Genomic DNA, 19,065 nt, shown 5'->3' with positions numbered 1-19,065 from the left:
CGGGCCTAGTGGAACAAGGTGAACAGGCCTTTGCCGCCCACCTTGTAGTTGAGGTTGCGGCAGCGTTCGCCTTTGATGGTGGCGTCCGGGCCGCCGACGATGGCATAAGGTGGCACCGGTTTGGATACCACGCAATTGCCGCCCACCACCGCGCCTTCACCGATGTCGGCGCCGAACGAGAGCAGGGCGCGGCTGGCGATCCACGCGTAATCGCGAATATAAATCGGGCCGCCCACGGCCCAGAACTCGGGCGCCTGCACGTCATGCCCACCGGCAATGATCAGCACGTGGGAGGCGATGGTGACGTGATTGCCAATTATCAGGCCGCCACGTGCGTCCAGTTGGCAGTGCCAGCCCACGGTACTGTCCTCGCCGATGCGCAAGCCATCGACGCCAAGGATTTCGGTGTTGCGCCACACGGTCGAGCCTTTGCCAATTTTTGCCCCGCCTGCCCGCAGCCACAGCAGGCGCAAGGTGTGGCTGGGGATCTTGCAGATCAGGATGTTGTAGGCCAACTCCCACCAGCGCAGCATGCGGTCGCGCAACGTCGCCCAGTTTTTTCCGTAGAGCGGGATCAGCGCCCCTTTGACCTCTCGGCCCAGCAAGGCGTAAAAGCGCCGTGCCAGAGGGTGTTCGATGCGCGGCTCAATGTTCAAGTAGCTGATGAAACATAACGTGTCGCCCTTGAGCGGTTGTTCAAAACACACATCGTTGGCCAGCATCCAGTCGTAGGCCTCGCTCAGCTCTTGAACGCTGACGCCCATTTTCTCGGCGTACTCGGGCAGGGCCAGGCGCAGGTTTCGCGAGTGAAAAAGACGGTGCTTCATGGGCGAACTCCTGAAAGGGGCGTCGAGGCGTTGTGTTTGAGGCGCTTGGCTTCGTGCAGGCTCAGGCCGAGCATCAACCAGAACAGCGCGATCAATACCTGAGTGAAACTGAAGTAGTGGTCGAACAGGCCGCTGACCAACGCTGCCAAAATACCCACTGTGGTGCCGAACCAGATTGCATTGTCTGCGCTCAGGACGAGGGTCCTTTGTTGAGGGCGCACGGCGCGCCACCAACTCACCACCACGCCAATGAACAGCAGCATGCCGGGCAGCCCGGTTTTGTACATGAAGTTGAGAAACAGGTTGGAGATACCCAGCAGCCCGGTGCCCGCAACGCCCGCTTCAACCTTGAAACCAATGCCCAGAGGAAAGGTGGCGATGGCTCTGGGGAAGGCGCGGTATTCGTCCAGGCGTACGCTGGTACTGCCGCTGTCGGAGGTTGAAAAAATCTCCGCCAGGCGGTCTTGTAGCGGTGGGTACACCAACAGCAGTACGAACATGGCAGCGACACCGGCAAACAGCATGCGCCCGGTGTAAGGCACCCGCTTGGCCGCGCACCAGACCAGCACCACCAGCATGCTGATCAAGGCGCCGCGTGAGCCGGTCATGGCCAGTGCAAGAATGCCCAAGACCCCGACGCTGATGCCCAGCGCTTTGGGCCAGCCACGGCGGGTCACACCGAAACACAGGGCCAGCGGCACCAGCAGCGCCATGGCGCCGCCCGTGACGTTGGGGTGCATCCACGGCGAACTCATGCGCGTGGTGAAGGACTGCAAGCGATCATCGAGCATGCTCACCCCGCCATACCCCAAGTGCCCGAGGATCGACGTAATACCGCTGGCTGAGCGGTCGCGCAGGTACACCGGGATCGACAGCAGCAGCAAGAACAGCGTGCCCAGCAGCAGCGCGATGACCATCTGCTCGCGGGCCTTGGGCGTGTCGAGCAGGCGCGGCACCAAAAACAGAACAGACAGGTTCAGCAACCAGCGCACCCAGTTCACCGGGCCGTTACCTTCGGCGGTCACCATCAACTGGCCGACGATAAACGGCAATGCACTGAACAGCATCAGCGCCAATACCCAGCGTTCGGTGCGCATCAGCTTGGGCGCAGGTCCCAGATTGTTGAGAATTTTTTGCACCAGCACGCTGCCCCATACCAGCAGGATCAGCAGCTCGGACACGGTGGTGCGAAAGCCGATATTGATCGTGGTGTACGGCAAAAACGTCGCCAGCACGCCAAACAGCAATAGCCCCCACAAAGGGTGGCGCAGCACCGTCACCACGCCCGCCACACCGACCATCAACACGATGACGCTGAGCGGCGGCAATACCCAGACCATCAGCCCGAACAGCAGGCTGAACAACACTGCAAGCGGGAGTGCCAAGGGCATTAGCGAAGCTCCTCCAGCAGCTCATTGAAGCGCTGGCGATAGGCATCGTCAGCGTAGCGGGTGGCCCAGGCTTTCATTTGTTCAGGGGCTTGGGGACCTTGGGTTGCCAGTGTCAGCATCAATTCGCTCAGGGCGTAGCTGTCGGTGGGCGAAAAGCGCGGGCTGTCAGGCGGGGTGATTTCATCCAGCGCCGAACCACTGGCCACGGCCACCGAAGTGCCCACGCTCAAGGCTTCGATCACCGGCAAGCCAAAGCCTTCGGCGAAGGAGGGTTGCCACAGGCGTTCGGCCTGTTGGTAAACGGCGTGTAATTGCGCGTCTGTCAGGTCGCTTAAAAAGTGCAGGCCGGGCAATTGTTGCAACGGCTGGGGCAGGTGTTCGCGCGCGCCCACCAGCACTAATTCCGGTACGTGTTCGCTGCGTTGGCGTGCGGCGTGCCAGGCGCTGACCAGCCACGGGATATTTTTGCGCGGCTCGCGGGTGCCCACCGCCAGCCAGTAACGCGGTGGCAGGTTGAGGTCCGTGATGTCGGCCGGCTCACCGACAAAGCCGCTCACCAGGTTGGGCAGCACGCGTACTTTGCCTTTGGCTTCGGGGAACAGCTTGACCACTTCGTCGGCGGTGTATTGCGAAGGGGTCCAGATCCGGTCGGCGACCTTGATCGAGTGGCCTATCGAGAGTTTGTCGCTGGTGCGGTACACCTTGGCCTTGAGGCGTGAGCCGTGGTGGTTGGTGTGCGTCAGTTGGAACAGGTCGTGCAGTTGCAGCACGTAGCGCATGCCGGGTGGCTTGGCCCCCATCGGCAAGCCCATGTTGAAATTGCAGATATGGATGTCGATCCCGGCTTCGCGCAGGGCACCCGGCAGGAAGCCGCCTTCGAAACGCAAACGGCTGGGCAGCCGATGCACCCCTTGCAAGGGTGAACCCCAGCGCGGGCAGTGCACGCGACGGCGCAGCGGGTGATCTTCGGGCGCTACGCCAAACAACTGCAATTGCACCTCGGGGTGCGCGCGCAATGCGGCTTCCAGTGCCAGCGCCTGACGACCAATGCCGCTGTTGCCGTAGCCCGCTGCGGGGCGGTAATCCAGACCTATGCGCATACGCTGACTTCTTCTTTTAAGGAGGGAAGACGGGTGTAAACCTGTTCCAGCTGGGCCGCGGCCACCGACCAGTCGTGCTCGGCCCTGACGTAAGCACGCCCAGCCTCGCCGATGCGCTGCAAGAGCGCAGGATCGCTGAGTGCCACGTTCAACAATTGCGCCAGTTCCTGAGGGTTTTCGCTGCCCAGGTAGTGGTCGCCGTTGATGACCTTCAAACCTGACGTGCCCTGCCCGGTGGTGACCACCGGCAAACCGGCAGCCATCGCTTCGAGCACTTTGAGCTTGGAGCCGCCGCCCTGACGCAGCGGGGCAAAAAACACTGCGGCCTGGCGCTGCAGGTCGCGCAAATCGGGCACAAAGCCCTGCCATTCGATGCGTGGGTCAGGCCAGCGCTGGCGCCAATCGTGGGGCAAACCAAAGCCGCAAATAGCGAACCGCACGTTCGGGTTGAGAGCCCACAGCGCCGGCAAAATGGTGTCCAGCGCCCATTCCACGGCATCCACGTTGGGGTGGTATTCGTAATTGCCGACAAACAGCAGGCGCTGGCTGTGCACGTCTGGCTGAACCGCTGCGTAATGTGCGCTGTCGACGCCGTTGACCACCACCGACACCGGCGTGTGTGTGAGTTGACGCAGGGTGTGAGCGTCCTGTTCGGTGACGGCGATTAATTCCTTTGCCAGCCCGAACACGCGTTTTTCCCAGCGCCGGTAACGCCATTGGTCATAGGAGGTAAACGGCTTGAACCAACCGGGGAGCCGGTCGTAGCTGGCCGCGCCCAAGGCGGATTCGACGTTGTGTTCGGTGAGGATAAAATCGCGCCCGGTCGCGCTCAGCGCACGTTCGAACGGTTGAAAACTGTAGCTGTGCTCGATCTGGATCACGTCCCACGGTGCTTGCAGCAGTTCACGCCACTGCTGCTCAAGCGGTGCGCTGACGCCGTTGATCGCGGCCAGCATGGGGTAGGGCGCGAGCGCCACGGCCAGTAATGTTTTCAGGCTGCGTAAGGGGCGTCTGGGCATCACGATCAACCGCTCGACAAACGGCTCAAGCGCGGCACGGGTGTCAGCGTCGAGTACCGTTTTGGATTGCACCAATAAGGTGATGCGATGCCCGCGTGCCGCCAGGCTGCGCAGCAGATGGTATTGGCGGGTTTTGCCGCCGCTGGTGGTGGGCCACGGCAAGTAGGGCAGCGTCCAAAGTATGTTCATGGTGTCCATACCAACAGTTGCAGGCTGGTTTTAAGCGCCACCGTGATTGCCGATGCATCGCTCAACGGGGTTTCACTGCCATCGTGCGGGTTGTACAGCGTGGCCTGGGTGATGCCGGGCAAGTGCACCTGTTCACCGCTGGCGCTCCAGAACATCCACAGGCGTTTGCCGTCGCTGCGGGTCCAGCCAATGCTGTACAGATCGCTCGGCGCACCCTCGACGGTGGGCGCATCCGCCGGGTCGATACGTGGGCCTGTGACGTTGAAAAAGTGTTGCAGGGCCACATACACAGGCTTGGGGTTGCCTTGCAGATCGAGCAATCCGTAGAACTGATCACGCGGGCTGGCGCGTCGGTCCAGATCGCTGAGGTTAAACAGGAAAATGCGCTGGAAATCCATCGCGCTCATCAAGGCCAGACGGCGCAGGGTGTAGTCGGCTTGCCCGTCCACGCCAATCAGCAGCTGCATTTCTTTGGGGCCGTTGTAACTCGACCAGCCCCATTCGGTGGCCCAGACCTGCGCGATGCCTTTGGCGTGCAAGGCATTGTTGAGGAAGTTGGAGCGGGTCAAGAAGTCCTTGTCCGCCGGGTTGTCACCTTCGGGGTACTGAGAATAAGGGTGATAGGCGGTGATCAGGTGTTGCTCGGCCAAGCCTTTTTCCAGCAGTTTTTCCAGCATCAGACCTTCTTGCTTGGGCATCTGGCTGTAGTACGCCATGCCAGCCGTGGCGACCTGCTGCCCCGGCAGTTGCGCACGCAGAGCGTCGACGGTAGTGGTCAGCAGGCGGTAGTACGCGTCGGGATCGGCCTGTGGCATCCACATGATGTTGGGCTCGTTCCACACCTGCCACACATTCACCTGCGGGTAGCGCTGGGCCAGCATCTGCATGCGCTGGGCAAATACGTTGAAGTCTTTGGGTGGGTACTGATCGTTGGCCTCGGCGCCCTCTGGCACGCTGCTGGCGAAGGGTGCCGAGCCGACCAGGTACGCCAGGGTTTTGAGTTTGTGGGCGTTGATGGCCTGCATCACACCATCGAGCGGGGCCAGTTGCAGCTGGTTTTCTTCAGGCTCGATCATGGCCCAGTGAATCGTCAGGCGTACCCAGTCGAGGCCCAGTTCGTCGAGGCGCTGCATCTGTTTTTCATACACCGGCTGGGGGAAGTATTGAAACTGCGCATTCACCCCTAGGAAGTCTTTCCACTCAATGGGGCGTGGCCCGCGCAAGGTGGTGCCTTCGGCTTCGACGGGCGGGCTCCACGGCAACAGACTGACGCCCACTGCCACGAGCAGCAGCAGGGGCAGCCAAATAACAGGTTTACGCCACATGTGTGCGTCCCCAGCAGGCGGATTTGAACATCTGATGAAAATGTTTGGCGGTTTCGCTCCACACGCGTTCGTCGCCGATTTTTTGCGCGTGTTCGGCCCAGCGCAGCGCCATCTGCGGATCGGCACACAGGTGGCCCAATTCAGCCGCCAGTGCCGCCACGTTGCCTTGGGGGTAGATCACGCCGTTGCCGTGGTCGACCTCTTCGGCAAAGGAGCGAGCATCCGAGGTGATGACTCCGCGCCCACAGGCGGCTGCCCAGGACAACGCACCGCTGGTGCCGCGCAGTTGGCCCAGCAGCTTGAGTTTGCTCGACTCGCGGTACGGCAGCACCATGACGTGATGGGCCTGGATGACCTTGGCGATTTCACTGGCCGGTAAATCCAGGTGCCATGCAATGCTCTTCTCCAGCCCCAGTTGTTCGATGCGTTGGCGCAACAAGTGCAGATAACTGCCTCCCGACTCGAAGGCCATTTCCGGCTCGCTGCCCCCAGCCAGCGTCAGCGTCAGGTGCTGTTTGAGTTCGGGTTTTTGCGTAAAGGTCATGGCCAGCGCTTCAAGCAAGTCTTCAATGCCCTTGCCGCGATAAATGAAGCCGAAGTACAGCAGCTTCAGCGGATCAAGGGCTGGCATCGCCGCGGGCGGGATCAACAGGTTGCCGTGGGGGATGACCACCATTTGTTCAGCGTGCAGGCCCATGCGCTGTTTGAGGCAATCGCCGCCTGATTGGGTCAGCGTCACCAGACGCGTCAGGCTGCGGGCCAGTTGCCGCTCTTCATACAGGCACAACGGATCAGCCAGTACCGTGGCCATTTGTGGCAGTGGGGAGGGCAGGCGGCTGGCCAGCGACAACGGCCACGGCAGCTTGGCCCGGCGCCACACCAGACGCTCAGGGTCATGCACGGTGGCGGTCAGGGGTAATTTTGCAAAACGCTGGCGTAACGCGCGCAGGGCATGAAACTCGGCCAAACGCCCACCACCCAACTCGGCGTGCACCAGATCGATGCCGCGCCAATCGGTGCTCGCCACCCGTTGCACGGCGCGCTCGGGGTCGTTGCCAATGCCGGCCAGGGGCGTGCTGACTTCAATGCCCTGGCTCAGCAGGGCGGCCTTGAGGTGCCCTGCGTAGTCGGCAATTCCGTTTTGTTCAGGCGCCAATGGCGCAAGCAGGGCAATGTGCATCAGGCTTTACCCCGAATGCGGGCCAGGAAGTTCAACACCTTTTCGGGGATGTCGAAGCGACGGCGGTTGATGATGATCCCGTCCACACGCTTGAACGCGGTATTAAGCGTATTGAGTGCGGTTTGCAGGATAGGCACGGTGGTTTTTTCGGCTTCCACGATCAGGCAAATCAGGTCGGCCTGACGCAGAATCACGAACGCTTCCTGATTGGAGAAGAAACCTGAGGCATCCAGCAGCAGGATTTCGCCCGGTGCCGCAGGGCCAGCGCCGTTGACGCGCACTTGATGGCCGCGTTCCACCAGCAGTTCGCGCAGGTGCTCAATCACAAAGCTCACGCCTTCGCCTTTACGCGCCGAGGTCAACCCGATGCTCAGGCCGCGCTCGGCCACTTGCTCCAGCGGCAGTACGCCATACAAGCGATACATGCTGGCGATAAAGGCGCTGCGCCGTTGCGGCTGCTTGTCGCTGAGGTCTTGCAGGCTGGTCCAGACCTTGACCCCGAAACGCTCTTCGATGTGGTCGCCGTCGTGGATGCGCTGATCCAGCAGGTAGAAGAAGTACAGCGCCAGCAAGCCCACCGCGAGGCTGATCGGGATCGCCAAAAACAGCATCAGCAGGCTTTTGGGGAACACACGGTTAGGGTTGAGCGTGGCTTGTTCGATCACCGCGATGTTGCTGATGCGGCTCTTGTCCAGTTCACGGTCAATCCGGGCTTTTTCGGTGCTGTCGCTGTACAGCGCGAAGCTTTTTTCAGCCGCCTCCAATTCGCGCTGCAAACGCGACAGCTCAGGCTCCAGGGCCAGCGCTTCACGTCGGTCTTGCTCAAGCTTTTGAAGTTGCACCTTTTGCTGGGCCGCTTGGGTTTTCAGGCGGCTGAGGCTGGCTTGCTGGTCGGCAAAGCTGTTTTGCAAACGCGTGAATACCGGGTTGGGGGCCAGGTTTTCGCTGCGTTGCACCACCGCTTTTTCACTGTTGAGCAGGGCTTGCAGGTTGGCGATGGCAGCGTCCAGCGCTTTGACCGGCGGTGCGGTTTCTTTGAAGGTGCGGGTCATCTCCTGACGTTCGATCAGCTTGGCATTGATGCGTTGGGCCAAGTCTTGACGGTCGGGGTTGATGCTGATCTGGCGCCCGATGCTGATCTCTTTTTTCATGCTGTTGAGCTGCGCTTGAATGGTGTCCAGACCGCTTTGGGTCGAGGCCACGGCGCGGGTGGTGTTGAGGTGCTCACCCTTGAGGTTATTGAGGTTGCGGGCGATGTCGTTCAGGCGTTCTGTGATGCTCACCGCCCCCAGTTGGTTGAGGATGGTTTCGATCTGGCGCTGAAGGTCGAGGATGCGCGCTTGTGTGGATGCCGCCTCTGCTTCATAGAAGCCGTACAAGCTCTTGCGACCCATGGTGGAGGTGCGCTCTTGCTCGTATTGGTCGATCCAGGTTTTGACCACCTGTTGTGCGACCTCGGGATCATTCCAGGTAAAACTCACCTCCATCACCGAAGAGCCGGGGGCGTGGGTCACGCTGAAGTTCTTACTCAGTTGCTCGGCCAGGCGCTCGACCGGGGTTTGCTTCTCGACCAGCCCAAGCATTTGCAAAAAGCCGCGGCCGATATCAACCAGGCCCTGCACGGTGGCCTTCAGCGCATTTTTGACCGTGGCCACCACGCCGGTAGGTTGCGGCTGGCGTGACAGGTCATCGAGGTACTTCTCGGCCACCATGCGCACAATCGGGCGCCCGGTGAGGATGCGTTCTTCATCGATGATCGGGTCGCGCATGGCGCTGGGGATGACCACCGCCTGGCGGTCGGCAATTTCAATCGGCAAGGTGCTGGTATCGCGGCCGGGTTTAACCAGTAACAGCGCGGTGGACTCAAAGCGGTTGGGCAGCAGGAACGCACCCAGCACGATGATGATGAACGTCACCAGCACGGTGATTTTGACTTCGCGCTTGAAGATGAAGAACAGGCGCAATAAATCGCGGAAAGAACGGATATTGATCATGTCGGCAGTCCTTTGGCGATTAGTTATTGTCGTTTTTACGCAGTTCGTAGGACGCCCCGATGCCAATTGATTTGGTAAACGGAATCAATTGGTTGAGGTAGAGATCGACCCACTCGATGCCATTGCCCACTGACGACTTGGGCACAAACACAACGTCGCCGCGTTGCAGCAGAACCGGTGCTTGCATGCCATTGCCACGGGCAATGGAGTTTTTGTAATCAAAAAAGTAGGTGTTGTAGCGCCCGTCATCCTCTTGGCGCAGCAGGGCAACGTTGTTGCTGTCGCCCACCGGCTGCACGCCGCCAGCGCCCACAATGGCCTGCTCCAGCGTGGTGGCTATGTTGACTTGCAAGGTGGCCGGGTTTTGTACCGCCCCGCCTACGTACACCGTGTTACTGGGCGTTTGCGAGAAGTTGATGGTCAGCGACGGGTCTTGATAAACGTGGGTCAGCTTTTTTTCCAGCACCGTGGTGAGCTGGTCCGGGGTCATGCCCGCCGCTTTGACACTGCCAATGTAGGGGTAAGAAAACGTGCCGTCGGTGCGCACGTTAAACAGTGTCAGTTCATAGATCGAGTTGGCGGTAAACGCCGAGATAGAGGGCGCTTCACCGGTATTACGGACAATGCGCAACGTGTCGCCTGCGCGGATACGTTCCAGGGGCAGCGGCTTGCCCGCCAGGGCCAGGCCGGCGCGATGGCCTTCGCGTAATACCTCGTCGTCAGGCAGCGCCACTTTGGACGGCAGGCTGCACGCACTTAGCAACACAACACTCAACATCAGCAGGACTTTTTTCATTGTTTGCGCTTCCTGGCATGCATGGTCACAGCTCCCTTGCGGGTCATTGGCAATCGAACAACCTGATTCAGCTTTTGCTGGCGTCGACGGGCACACGCCCGTAAATGTCAGTGAAACGCACGATGTCGTCTTCGCCCAGGTACTCACCGCTTTGCACCTCGATCATCACCAGATCAACCACCCCGGGGTTGACCAGGCGGTGGGTTTTACCCGGTTTGATAAAGGTGGATTCGTTGGTGTCGAGCAGAAATTCGTCGTCGCCATTGGTGACCCTGGCCATGCCGCTGACCACAATCCAGTGCTCACTGCGGTGGTGGTGCATTTGCAGGGACAAGGTGCCCTGCGGCTTGACCACAATGCGTTTGATTTTGAAGCGCCGGCCTTCTTCGAGCACCGTGTAAGTGCCCCACGGGCGAGTCACGGTGCGATGCAGGCGGTAGGCGTCGTGGCCCTGACGCTTGAGCGTCTGGGCGATGTACTTCACGTCCTGGCTGCGTTTTGAGTCGGCGATCAACAGGGCGTCCGGGGTGTCGATGATGATCAGGTCGTTGAGGCCGACGCCGCCCACCAGGCGTTTGGGCGAATCGATGTAGCAGTTGTGCACATCGTGCAGCACGTTTTCGCCGTTGCACTGATTGCCATTGGCGTCGGCGGGGCTGAGTTCGCGCACCGCTTCCCACGAACCGATGTCGCTCCAGCCCAGGCTGCATGGCACCACGGCGACTTTTTGCGAGCGCTCCATCAACGCGTAATCAATGGAAATATCCGGGGCGAGGGCAAAGGTGGTGCTGTCCAGTTCGAGGTGGATTTCCTGTTTGCCCTGGAATACCTGGCTGTGTTCCAGGCAGTGGCTGACCGCCGCCAGTACGTCGGGCGCGTGTTGCTTGAACTCACGCAACACGCTGTCGACGCGCATGCAAAACATGCCGCCGTTCCACAAGTGATGGCCGCCGTCCAGGTACTGTTGCGCGGTAGCTGCATCGGGCTTTTCAACGAAGCGGGCCACTTGATACGCGTCGCCGTTCAGCGCTTGGCCTTTCTCGATATAGCCGAACCCGGTTTCGGCCTTGGTCGGTAAAATGCCGAACGTCACCAGCCAGCCTTCGTCGGCCAATTGCCGCGCGCTGTCGACCGCTTTGCCGAAGGCTTCGATGTCTTTGATCAGGTGGTCGGCAGGCAACACCAGCAGCTGTGCGTCTGCGCCATAGCGTTGGGCCACATGCAAGGCTGCCGCCGCAATGGCAGGCGCGGTGTTGCGGCCAAAGGGTTCGAGGATGAAGTCCAGCTCGACCGCGCCTTTGTTCATCTGGCGATAGTCATCCAGGGTGCGAAAAAACACCTCGCGGTTGGTGACGGTCAGTAACTGCCCCACATCACGCAAACCGGTGGCGCGGCGAAAGGTCTTTTGCAGCAGGCTTTCACCGTCAGGCAAGCGCATAAACGGTTTGGGCATGGCTTCACGTGACACCGGCCACAGTCGCGTGCCGGCACCGCCGGCGATAATGCAGGGAATGAGTGTGCTCATTCAGAACGCCTCTTTAGTCATGATTACCGCCGGGACTGTGCGGAACAGGATGTACAGGTCAAACCACACCGACCAGTTTTCGATGTATTCGAGATCGAACTCGACACGTTTTTCGATCTTTTCCAGGGTGTCGGTTTCGCCCCGATAGCCATTGATTTGTGCCCAGCCGGTGATGCCGGGTTTTACCCGATGGCGTGAGGTGTACTCCTGCACCGCCTCTTCAAATAAAATGCCCGCCGCTTTGGTGGCCGTGGCATGCGGGCGCGGGCCGACCATCGACATGCTGCCGGCGAACACGTTGAACAGTTGCGGCAATTCATCAAGGCTGGTTTTGCGGATAAAACGCCCGACCCGTGTGACACGCGGATCGCCGCGCGTGGTTTGTTTGTCGGCGGTGAAGTCTGACTGGTTTTGGTACATCGAACGAAACTTGAACACCTCAATCAGGCGATTGTTATAGCCGTAGCGTTTCTGGCGAAACAGGACGGGGCCGGGGGAGTCGATTTTTATCGCCAGCGCCACCAGCAGCATGAGCGGTGACAGCAGGATCAGCGCGAGGGTCGACAACACCATGTCTTCAATGCGTTTGAATACCGGCGACCAGCCCCGCAGCGGCACCTCGGAGGCGTTGAACATCGGCAGGTTGGCGACTTCGCTGATGCGGTTGTGCGCATGGCGAAAGGCAATCATGTCGGGCACCAACAGCACGTTGACCGGGAATTTGCGCAGGTTGCGAATGATGTAGTCCAGCCGGTTTTCGGCCGACCAGGGCAGCGCGACCAGAATTTGCGTGACCTTTTCTTCGCGGATCATTTTTTCCAGATCCTGGGTGTTACCGAGCAAGGGCAGATGGGCGACGGTGTCTGGCAGGCGGGCCACGCGGTCATCGACAAAGCCGATGACACCGGAACGAATGTCCTGATGCTGGGCCAGGTATTCGGCCAGGCGCACCCCGTTTTCGGTGGCGCCCAAAATCACCGCTTGCTGCAAAAAAATGCCACGGCTCATCAAGCGCTTGAACAGCGTCAGCAAAATCATGCGTTCAACGCCAAATAACACCAGGCTGCCCAAGTACCACACCACTAACTCAGCGTTGGAGATGAAATTGAACAAGTCCAGTGCGCGGTGCATGAACAGCAGCAGGCAAAACGCCGCAGACCAGGCGAACAGTGTGAGTTGCAGGCGCCAGCGGTTACTGAAAATGTTTTCGGCATAGACCCCCAGGGCCTGAAAGAACAGCACGCTGACCACACCGAAAAAAATCAGTACGGCGAAATAACTTTTGGTGGCTTCAGGGTGTTGGTCACGCAAATAAAACAGCAGCAACAGGCCTGGCAAGATCGCAGTCACCCCATGGACCAGACGAATGGCTAGCAAGAAGTACTCGACCATGCTCGGGCGGGTAAGGGACAAGCTGTCAACGGGCTGCAAGCGCATAAGTATCCCTTCTTAATCGCCCCCGTGGCGGGGGACGGACTGCAAAGCAATGTCACTCATCCATGCTGCAAAAACGCTCATTCAGAGGCAGTCGGCGGATCGGCTAATTGTGTTTTTTATGGGGCTTTATTTGGCACTTTGTGTGTGGTCTGGAGTGTAGACGCGTTTATTTTTTATGGAGAAAGATTGCTCAACCCCTTGTATTCAGGCTTATACCTGTCGCCTGAGGGGCTTTTGTCGCGTCTGGAGAGTAGTAAAGAACATGAAACACTTTGTCGCGAATCTAAAAACGCGATCCTTTTTTAAAACCGTGTTTCGCCCCGGCGGGCAGGGCAGCGTGACGAATAAAAAAACCGCAGGCCGTTTTCATTTGGTTGTTGTCCAAAAGGTCAGACTCACATTTGAGGGACGATGAATGAGCGCAGGAAAGGCTTTTTTAATCTTGCATGGCAAGCAGGCACTCAACGAAGACGTGCGGGCCGCCGTTGAACAGCAACGTGCCCAAGGCTGGGAGCTGGCGGTGCGGCTGACGTGGGAGGCCGGTGATGCCCAGCGTTTGGTGCGCGAGGCTCTGGAGGCGGGGTATACCCACCTGATCGCGGGCGGGGGCGATGGCACGTTGCGTGATATCGCCGAAGCAATGGCGCAGGCCCGGACTGAGGCCAGCCTGGTGTTGCTGCCCCTGGGGACGGCCAATGACTTCGCGCGGGCAGCGGGCGTTTCGTTGGAACCTGCGAAAGCGCTGGCCTTGCTCGACACACCGGCGCGCCCTATTGATTTGGGTGATGCCGGGGGCGAGCTGTTTTTGAACATGGCCACCGGTGGCTTTGGCAGCCAGGTCACGGCCAACACATCCGAGGACTTGAAAAAAGTCTTGGGTGGCGCGGCGTATCTGTTTACCGGGCTGTCGCGTTTTAGCGAGTTGCATGCTGAGTATGCCGAGCTGCAAGGTCCCAACTTCCACTGGAAGGGCGAACTGCTGGCGCTGGGCATTGGTAACGGACGCCAGGCAGGCGGAGGGCACGAACTGTGCCCTGACGCTGTAGCCGATGATGGCCTGCTGGACATCAGCATTTTGCCGGCCCCGCAGGAAGTCGTTGGCACGATCAAAGGGCTGATGGAGGGCGGTTGGGGGATCGACAGCCTGTTCGTGCGTGCGCGCATGCCCTGGGTTGAGATTACTTCGGCCGAGGGGCTGTCGATCAACCTGGACGGTGAGCCGATGACGGGGCCCGCCCGGCGCTTTGAGGTAAAGAAGGGCGCGTTAAAGGTGCATTTGCCGCAAGGCTCGCCCCTGCTCAGTCATCCAGACTGATGATTTGTTCGCGCACGGCAAACAGCACCAACCCTGCCACGTCGTGGATGTGCAGGCGCTTCATGACGTGCGCGCGGTGGGTCTCCACGGTTTTGATGCTCAGGCCCAGGCCACAGGCAATTTCGCGGGTGGATTTACCGCGCACGATGAGCCGCAGGATTTCCAGTTGGCGTTCGGTCAGGTTGTGGTTTTTGGCCTGAAGGGCGGCGTGCCCCGGCCCCCGGTTGAGCGCTTGATTGATCACGGTATGTGCAATGGCCGGGCTCAAATAACGCTCGTTATGGCGCAGCGCACCCAGTGCTTGCTCCAGCTCCACGGCACTGGTGTCTTTGAGCAAGTAGCCGTGGGCACCACTTTCAAGGGTTTGCATGATCAATTGCGGGTCGGTGTGCATGGACAGGATCAGCACTTTGCTCAGGGGCAGGGCCGCCTTGAGTCGGCGCAGCGCTTCGAGGCCACCGGTATGACGCATCGACAGGTCGAGCAGAATGATGTCCGGGTGCAGCCGTTCTGCCACTTCCAGCAATTGCCCGCCGTCATCCAGCTCACCAATGACCGCGTAGCCTGGCAAGTCGTTGATCAGTGCTTTGACCCCGGCCCGAATCAACAGATGGTCATCCACCAACAGCAGGTTACAGGTCATGGGGTTTTGCTCAGGCTGGCGCGTTCGCGCGCGCGACGTGGCCACGGCAGCAGCACGTCGATTTGAGTGCCCGCACCCGGCTCACTGATGACACTGATGCTGCCGCCCAGTTGTTCAACCCGTTCAAGCATTCCGGCCATGCCGCGTTGGCCTGCCTGGCTGGGGTTTCTGGCTGGCATAAAGCCTGCGCCATCATCGTGTACCGTCAGCTTCATGCCATCGGCCTGGCGACGCAGTTGCACCACCAGATTGGTTGCCTTGGCATGGCGCAGCACGTTGGTGACGGACTCTTGGGTGACGCGAAACAGGGCGAAGGCCATGTCTTCGTGCAGGTCGGTCAGGCGTTGGTGGCATTCAAAGGTCCAGTGCAGCGACGTGTTTTCCAGCGTTTTGATCAAGTGCGCACGCAAGCTGACTTCAATCCCCAGGCTTGCGATTTGCCGAGGGTTAAACGCGGCAGACACGTCGCGCACTTTGGCCAGGGTTTCTTCGAGCACATTGCACAGGCCCAGGCAGTGGCCTTGCAAGTCTTCGGGCACGCGCCGTTGCAGCCAGCGGATTTGCAAGGTGGCGGCGGTCAGGAGCTGCCCGATGTCATCATGCAGTTCGCGGCTCAGGTGTTGACGTTCACTTTCCTGAACCTGAATCAACCGCGCCGCCAGCTCTTTGGGTTGCAGTTTGATGGCGCTGCGTGAGTCGCGGTGCAACCACCAGACGCTGCCCAGGGCCGCCAGATCGAGCAGCATCAACGCGCTGGGCAACGTCGCCGAGGTCAGGTAGACGATGATGCTCGAGGTGGCCGAGCACAGACAGAGCAGCGCTGTCAGCCGGCGAGCAGTTTTACCCGTGGGCAACCAGGGCTTGAATGACTTGAGGCTGGCGTGCATAGCGTGTGGAGCCAATGGTGTTCGCTGAAGGACCTGGCAGGGGAGTGCCAGGTTAAGAGTTACACGGTCGTAAATGGATAATTGAGGCGACACCTGAACCTGTTACTTCGCAGGTCTGCGGCTCAATGGGCGGCGCGCATGGTATCACTTCATTTAAAGCAGGTCGCCTTTGCCGCCCGTTAAGTTCCCCGGTGTTTGTTCGCCTTAGTTAGCGACCTACAGGTTTTTCTTACAGCGTTAATGCGTGGAAGAACAGGTGTTTAGTTGGTAGGTATTACGCGATACGCAAGTGCAGAGCGGCGCTGATGTCACTCTAAATGTCGCCGCAGGCCGAGGGTGGGCCGGGACACCCAAGGTTTGGCGTGTCGCCGCACAGGTTGCGCATCAGCGGCGTGCATTTACTCGTTTGCCATCGGCGGACCGGAGGGGGCACCGATCTGCGCCGCAAACGTGGCAATCAGCATCACTTGCTCGGTATCGTCCAGCACCAATTGGCCTGTTTTGAGGTCAATCAGTTCGACTTGCCAGGCCAGCAGACTGAAGCAGTCCCTGAGGGTCGCGACCGTCTTGTCGCGCAGCGTGCCCAGGCTATTGGCTTGTTTGAGGAGCGCCCGCAGGGCGCGGCAAAATCCGGCTACCGGGGTGATGGCCAGTGCCTTGGCGCGCCTTTCAAGTTTTGACAGCGTCCCCAGCATGCAATTGATCGCATCTTCATCGTCGTGGATCAGTTTTAAGTGACTCAGGCATTCTTCTGCCGTGGTCAACAACACTTGAGCTTCAATTAAAAAGTCTGCTAGCGCTAACGGCCGTGTTTTGCCATTGAACATGCATCGTCTCACTCTGCTAGAACGCCATTTAAGTGAATGTCCGTACTCATTGTGCCAACGCCACGAACAGGCGGGGTACAGAGGGGCAGCGTCAGGGTGACTTTAAGTTGAACTGATCACTTTGAGGGTTTGAAAAAAAGACGCATTAAATGTTTAAAAATTCGGAATGCCTTAGTGCAAGTTGCCGCTCAGACAGCGCTGTTTCAAGAATGAAAAGTTCCCGCCGTGATTCATATAATGCGAAGGGGGTCACAATAATGGCAATTGGATAGCACGAATATCAGGTCAGGCCTGATTGCCCCTAGGGGAATCCCTTAGGGCATAACGACATGGGGAGGGGGTAAGCGGCATTTGATCGAGAAGGCATGCCGATAATTACACGACGTGATATCAAAGTGCCATCACTTTCGGTGGGCAGATTTGTTTTCGGGGTTAAGCTCCCTGTGATTCTGCCGATAACGCTAGACATTCAGCACCCACGCCCAGGAGTTATTCATGGCCGGCATCCTCGACTCGGTAGACCAGCGCACACAGTTGGTTGGCGAAAACCGACTGGAAATTCTCATGTTCCGCCTGGCGGGTCGCCAGCTGTTCGCGATCAACGTGTTCAAGGTGCAAGAAGTCCTGCAACTGCCAAAACTGACCCTGATGCCGCAGCGTCATCCGTTTGTCTGTGGTGTTGTCAATTTGCGCGGTCAAACCTTGCCCGTCATCGACTTGTCGCAAGCCATCGGCATGCGCCCGCTGGTGCCGGGACCTGACAGCACCATCATCGTGACCGAGTACAACCGTTCGGTGCAGGCGTTTCTGGTCGGCGGTGTAGACCGCATCGTCAACATGAACTGGGAAGCCATTTTGCCCCCGCCGACCAGTGCCGGGCGCCAGCATTACCTGACCGCTATCAGCAAGGTCGACGAGCAGTTGGTCGAGATCATTGACGTCGAAAAAGTACTGGCCGAAATCGTGCCTTACAGCGCCAAAGTCTCCCGTGAAACGTTGGAAGACCCGATTCTTGAGTATGCGCGAGGCCGCGAAGTGCTGTTGGTCGATGACTCCAAAGTAGCGCTGTCGCAGTTGCGCGAAACGCTCTCGCAGTTGGGCGTCAAAATGCACGTCGCCAGCGATGGCCTCAAAGCGTTGAACATGCTCAAAGGCTGGGCGGATTCAGGGGAGGTCATGACTGACAAGCTGCTGATGATTTTCACCGATGCTGAAATGCCTGAAATGGACGGCTACCGCCTGACCACTGAAATCCGCAACGACCCGCGTTTGCGCAGCCTGTATGTGGTGCTGCACACCTCGCTGTCAGGCAGCTTCAACGAGTCGATGGTGAAAAAGGTCGGTTGCGATAACTTCCTGTCCAAATTCCAGCCGGACAAGTTAGTAGACGTGGTGCGTCAACGCTTGGTGCTGGATCAAGTGCCTGCCTGATTCTTTGCACGAGGGGTCGGCTCGTATACTGTGGCGTTTTTACTCCGCAGGGGCTGATCCATGCTGCATCTACGTTCGATTTATCGTTTCCCGCTCAAGTCCGGCCAGGGTGAAAGCCTGACGCAAGTGGGGTTGGACGCGTTGGGTGTGGTGGGTGATCGACGCTGGATGCTGGTGGACGAAGCCACCGGGCGTTTTTTGACCCAGCGCGCCGATCCAAAAATGAGCCAGCTCTCTGCGCTCTGGAACGCTAGCGGCGGACTGACGCTCAGCACTGCAGGGACTGCGGCGCTGGAGGTCGAGGTGCCCGATGCCAACACGGATCTGCGCGGCGTGACCATTTGGCGCGACACCCTGCGTGTGCCGGACGCTGGCGATGCCGCGGCCCGCTGGCTGAGCGCTTTTATCGGGCGCCCGGTGCGCCTGGTGCATGTGCCGCTTGAGCGTGCGCGCACCACTGAAGCCGGTTATGGGCGCGACGATGACAAGGTAGCCTTTGCGGACGGCTATCCATTGCTGCTGATTGGTCAGGCCTCGCTGGACGATATTTCGACCCGGCTCGGCCGACCTCTGGACATGCTGCGTTTTCGTCCCAATCTGGTGGTCGAAGGCAGCGAAGCCTTTGCCGAAGACGGCTGGAAGCGCATTCGTATTGGCGATGTCGAATTTCGTCTGGTCAAGTCGTGTTCGCGTTGCATCCTCACCACCATTGATCCGCAAACCGGCGAGCGTGACGAGCAGCGCGAACCATTGATGACCTTGATGAGCTACCGCAAACAGGAAGGCGGCACGATGTTCGGCCAGAACCTGGTGAACGACAGCCATGGGGTGCTGGAAGTGGGCATGCCGGTCACGGTGCTTGAGTAACGCAGAGCACAGCCGTGTAGCCGCTGACGCGTAGCGGCCATGAAGTCATTCAACCGCATTCAACGGGTTTACGATCGCTGCGCACTCAGACGTCGCCTTCGCCAATGGCTACACCAACTTGCGTGTAGTCGCTGACGAGTAATGCGAGGCTGCGTCCGGGCGCGAAGCGGTCGTAAAGTCATTCAACCGCATTCATCGGGTTTATGATCGCTGCGCACTCAGACGTCGCCTTCGCCAATGGCTACACCAACTTGCGCGTAGTCGCTGACGAGTAATGCGAGGCTGCGTCCGGGCGCGAAGCGGCCGTAAAGC

Annotated in this window: 16 protein-coding genes; 3 read left to right on the top strand and 13 right to left on the bottom strand. The window is 59.4% G+C overall.

What is annotated here, in order from left to right:
* Positions 1 to 5: 5 nt before the first annotated feature.
* The 10 genes from AP059_RS07665 to AP059_RS07620 form a co-directional block, all read right to left on the bottom strand.
* On the bottom strand, positions 6 to 827 hold the full coding sequence (locus AP059_RS07665; protein WP_059762708.1) for an acyltransferase: 822 nt from the start codon (positions 825 to 827) through the stop codon (positions 6 to 8).
* Positions 824 to 2,218, bottom strand: coding sequence for an O-antigen ligase family protein (locus AP059_RS07660; protein WP_059762704.1), 1,395 nt, complete (start codon positions 2,216 to 2,218; stop codon positions 824 to 826). The genes AP059_RS07665 and AP059_RS07660 overlap by 4 nt, the downstream gene beginning before the upstream one ends.
* A complete protein-coding gene (locus AP059_RS07655) occupies positions 2,218 to 3,318 on the bottom strand; it encodes a glycosyltransferase family 4 protein (protein WP_059762702.1) in 1,101 nt (366 codons plus the stop codon). The genes AP059_RS07660 and AP059_RS07655 overlap by 1 nt, the downstream gene beginning before the upstream one ends.
* Positions 3,309 to 4,526 carry a glycosyltransferase family 4 protein gene (locus AP059_RS07650; RefSeq protein ID WP_059762700.1) on the bottom strand — a complete coding sequence of 406 codons (1,218 nt, stop codon included), beginning with the start codon at positions 4,524 to 4,526 and terminating at the stop codon, positions 3,309 to 3,311. Before AP059_RS07650 ends, AP059_RS07655 begins: the two co-directional genes overlap by 10 nt.
* Complete coding sequence (locus tag AP059_RS07645) at positions 4,523 to 5,851, bottom strand: beta-galactosidase (RefSeq protein WP_059762698.1); 1,329 nt, start codon at positions 5,849 to 5,851, stop codon at positions 4,523 to 4,525. Before AP059_RS07645 ends, AP059_RS07650 begins: the two co-directional genes overlap by 4 nt.
* The gene (locus tag AP059_RS07640) at positions 5,841 to 7,031 is read right to left on the bottom strand and encodes a glycosyltransferase (RefSeq protein WP_059762696.1); all 1,191 of its coding nucleotides are present in this window, start codon (positions 7,029 to 7,031) and stop codon (positions 5,841 to 5,843) included. Before AP059_RS07640 ends, AP059_RS07645 begins: the two co-directional genes overlap by 11 nt.
* Positions 7,031 to 9,025, bottom strand: coding sequence for an exopolysaccharide transport family protein (locus tag AP059_RS07635; protein ID WP_059762694.1), 1,995 nt, complete (start codon positions 9,023 to 9,025; stop codon positions 7,031 to 7,033). Before AP059_RS07635 ends, AP059_RS07640 begins: the two co-directional genes overlap by 1 nt.
* Before the next feature lie 19 nt (positions 9,026 to 9,044).
* Entirely contained in the window at positions 9,045 to 9,821 is a 777-nt protein-coding gene (locus AP059_RS07630) for a polysaccharide biosynthesis/export family protein (protein WP_059762692.1), read from the bottom strand.
* A gap of 67 nt (positions 9,822 to 9,888) precedes the next feature.
* Positions 9,889 to 11,346 (bottom strand): mannose-1-phosphate guanylyltransferase/mannose-6-phosphate isomerase, encoded by a 1,458-nt coding sequence (locus AP059_RS07625; RefSeq protein WP_059762690.1) that lies wholly within the window; start codon positions 11,344 to 11,346, stop codon positions 9,889 to 9,891.
* Complete coding sequence (locus tag AP059_RS07620; protein ID WP_059762689.1) at positions 11,347 to 12,783, bottom strand: undecaprenyl-phosphate glucose phosphotransferase; 1,437 nt, start codon at positions 12,781 to 12,783, stop codon at positions 11,347 to 11,349.
* Positions 12,784 to 13,198: 415 nt separating this feature from the next.
* On the opposite strand from AP059_RS07620, the gene yegS reads away from it, so the two are divergent.
* Positions 13,199 to 14,098 carry a lipid kinase YegS gene (gene yegS, locus AP059_RS07615; protein WP_059762686.1) on the top strand — a complete coding sequence of 300 codons (900 nt, stop codon included), beginning with the start codon at positions 13,199 to 13,201 and terminating at the stop codon, positions 14,096 to 14,098.
* Here yegS and AP059_RS07610 read toward each other — a convergent pair.
* The 3 genes from AP059_RS07610 to AP059_RS07600 form a co-directional block, all read right to left on the bottom strand.
* Positions 14,082 to 14,741 (bottom strand): response regulator, encoded by a 660-nt coding sequence (locus AP059_RS07610; RefSeq protein WP_059762684.1) that lies wholly within the window; start codon positions 14,739 to 14,741, stop codon positions 14,082 to 14,084. The genes yegS and AP059_RS07610 overlap by 17 nt on opposite strands.
* Positions 14,738 to 15,628 (bottom strand): sensor histidine kinase, encoded by an 891-nt coding sequence (locus AP059_RS07605; RefSeq protein WP_059762682.1) that lies wholly within the window; start codon positions 15,626 to 15,628, stop codon positions 14,738 to 14,740. Before AP059_RS07605 ends, AP059_RS07610 begins: the two co-directional genes overlap by 4 nt.
* Before the next feature lie 398 nt (positions 15,629 to 16,026).
* Positions 16,027 to 16,455: a hypothetical protein gene (locus AP059_RS07600; protein ID WP_059762680.1), complete on the bottom strand. Its 429-nt coding sequence runs from the start codon at positions 16,453 to 16,455 to the stop codon at positions 16,027 to 16,029.
* A gap of 495 nt (positions 16,456 to 16,950) precedes the next feature.
* Between AP059_RS07600 and AP059_RS07595 the strand changes: the two genes are divergently transcribed.
* The gene (locus AP059_RS07595) at positions 16,951 to 17,886 is read left to right on the top strand and encodes a chemotaxis protein CheV (RefSeq protein WP_059762678.1); all 936 of its coding nucleotides are present in this window, start codon (positions 16,951 to 16,953) and stop codon (positions 17,884 to 17,886) included.
* A gap of 60 nt (positions 17,887 to 17,946) precedes the next feature.
* The gene (locus AP059_RS07590) at positions 17,947 to 18,753 is read left to right on the top strand and encodes an MOSC domain-containing protein (RefSeq protein ID WP_059762676.1); all 807 of its coding nucleotides are present in this window, start codon (positions 17,947 to 17,949) and stop codon (positions 18,751 to 18,753) included.
* Positions 18,754 to 19,065 lie beyond the last annotated feature (312 nt).

Source organism: Pseudomonas sp. TAA207 (genome assembly GCF_001529285.1).
GTDB lineage: Bacteria > Pseudomonadota > Gammaproteobacteria > Pseudomonadales > Pseudomonadaceae > Aquipseudomonas > Aquipseudomonas weihenstephanensis.
This window is presented reverse-complemented; position numbering and strand designations above follow the sequence as displayed.

Excerpts from the sequence above, each read along its gene's own strand:
- AP059_RS07665 (WP_059762708.1), bottom strand. The coding sequence starts at position 827 with ATGAAGCACCGTCTTTTTCACTCGCGAAACCTGCGCCTGGCCCTGCCC.
- AP059_RS07660 (WP_059762704.1), bottom strand. The coding sequence starts at position 2,218 with ATGCCCTTGGCACTCCCGCTTGCAGTGTTGTTCAGCCTGCTGTTCGGG.
- AP059_RS07655 (WP_059762702.1), bottom strand. The coding sequence starts at position 3,318 with ATGCGCATAGGTCTGGATTACCGCCCCGCAGCGGGCTACGGCAACAGC.
- AP059_RS07650 (WP_059762700.1), bottom strand. The coding sequence starts at position 4,526 with ATGAACATACTTTGGACGCTGCCCTACTTGCCGTGGCCCACCACCAGC.
- AP059_RS07645 (WP_059762698.1), bottom strand. The coding sequence starts at position 5,851 with ATGTGGCGTAAACCTGTTATTTGGCTGCCCCTGCTGCTGCTCGTGGCA.
- AP059_RS07640 (WP_059762696.1), bottom strand. The coding sequence starts at position 7,031 with ATGCACATTGCCCTGCTTGCGCCATTGGCGCCTGAACAAAACGGAATT.
- AP059_RS07635 (WP_059762694.1), bottom strand. The coding sequence starts at position 9,025 with ATGATCAATATCCGTTCTTTCCGCGATTTATTGCGCCTGTTCTTCATC.
- AP059_RS07630 (WP_059762692.1), bottom strand. The coding sequence starts at position 9,821 with ATGAAAAAAGTCCTGCTGATGTTGAGTGTTGTGTTGCTAAGTGCGTGC.
- AP059_RS07625 (WP_059762690.1), bottom strand. The coding sequence starts at position 11,346 with ATGAGCACACTCATTCCCTGCATTATCGCCGGCGGTGCCGGCACGCGA.
- AP059_RS07620 (WP_059762689.1), bottom strand. The coding sequence starts at position 12,783 with ATGCGCTTGCAGCCCGTTGACAGCTTGTCCCTTACCCGCCCGAGCATG.
- yegS (WP_059762686.1), top strand. The coding sequence starts at position 13,199 with ATGAGCGCAGGAAAGGCTTTTTTAATCTTGCATGGCAAGCAGGCACTC.
- AP059_RS07610 (WP_059762684.1), bottom strand. The coding sequence starts at position 14,741 with ATGACCTGTAACCTGCTGTTGGTGGATGACCATCTGTTGATTCGGGCC.
- AP059_RS07605 (WP_059762682.1), bottom strand. The coding sequence starts at position 15,628 with ATGCACGCCAGCCTCAAGTCATTCAAGCCCTGGTTGCCCACGGGTAAA.
- AP059_RS07600 (WP_059762680.1), bottom strand. The coding sequence starts at position 16,455 with ATGTTCAATGGCAAAACACGGCCGTTAGCGCTAGCAGACTTTTTAATT.
- AP059_RS07595 (WP_059762678.1), top strand. The coding sequence starts at position 16,951 with ATGGCCGGCATCCTCGACTCGGTAGACCAGCGCACACAGTTGGTTGGC.
- AP059_RS07590 (WP_059762676.1), top strand. The coding sequence starts at position 17,947 with ATGCTGCATCTACGTTCGATTTATCGTTTCCCGCTCAAGTCCGGCCAG.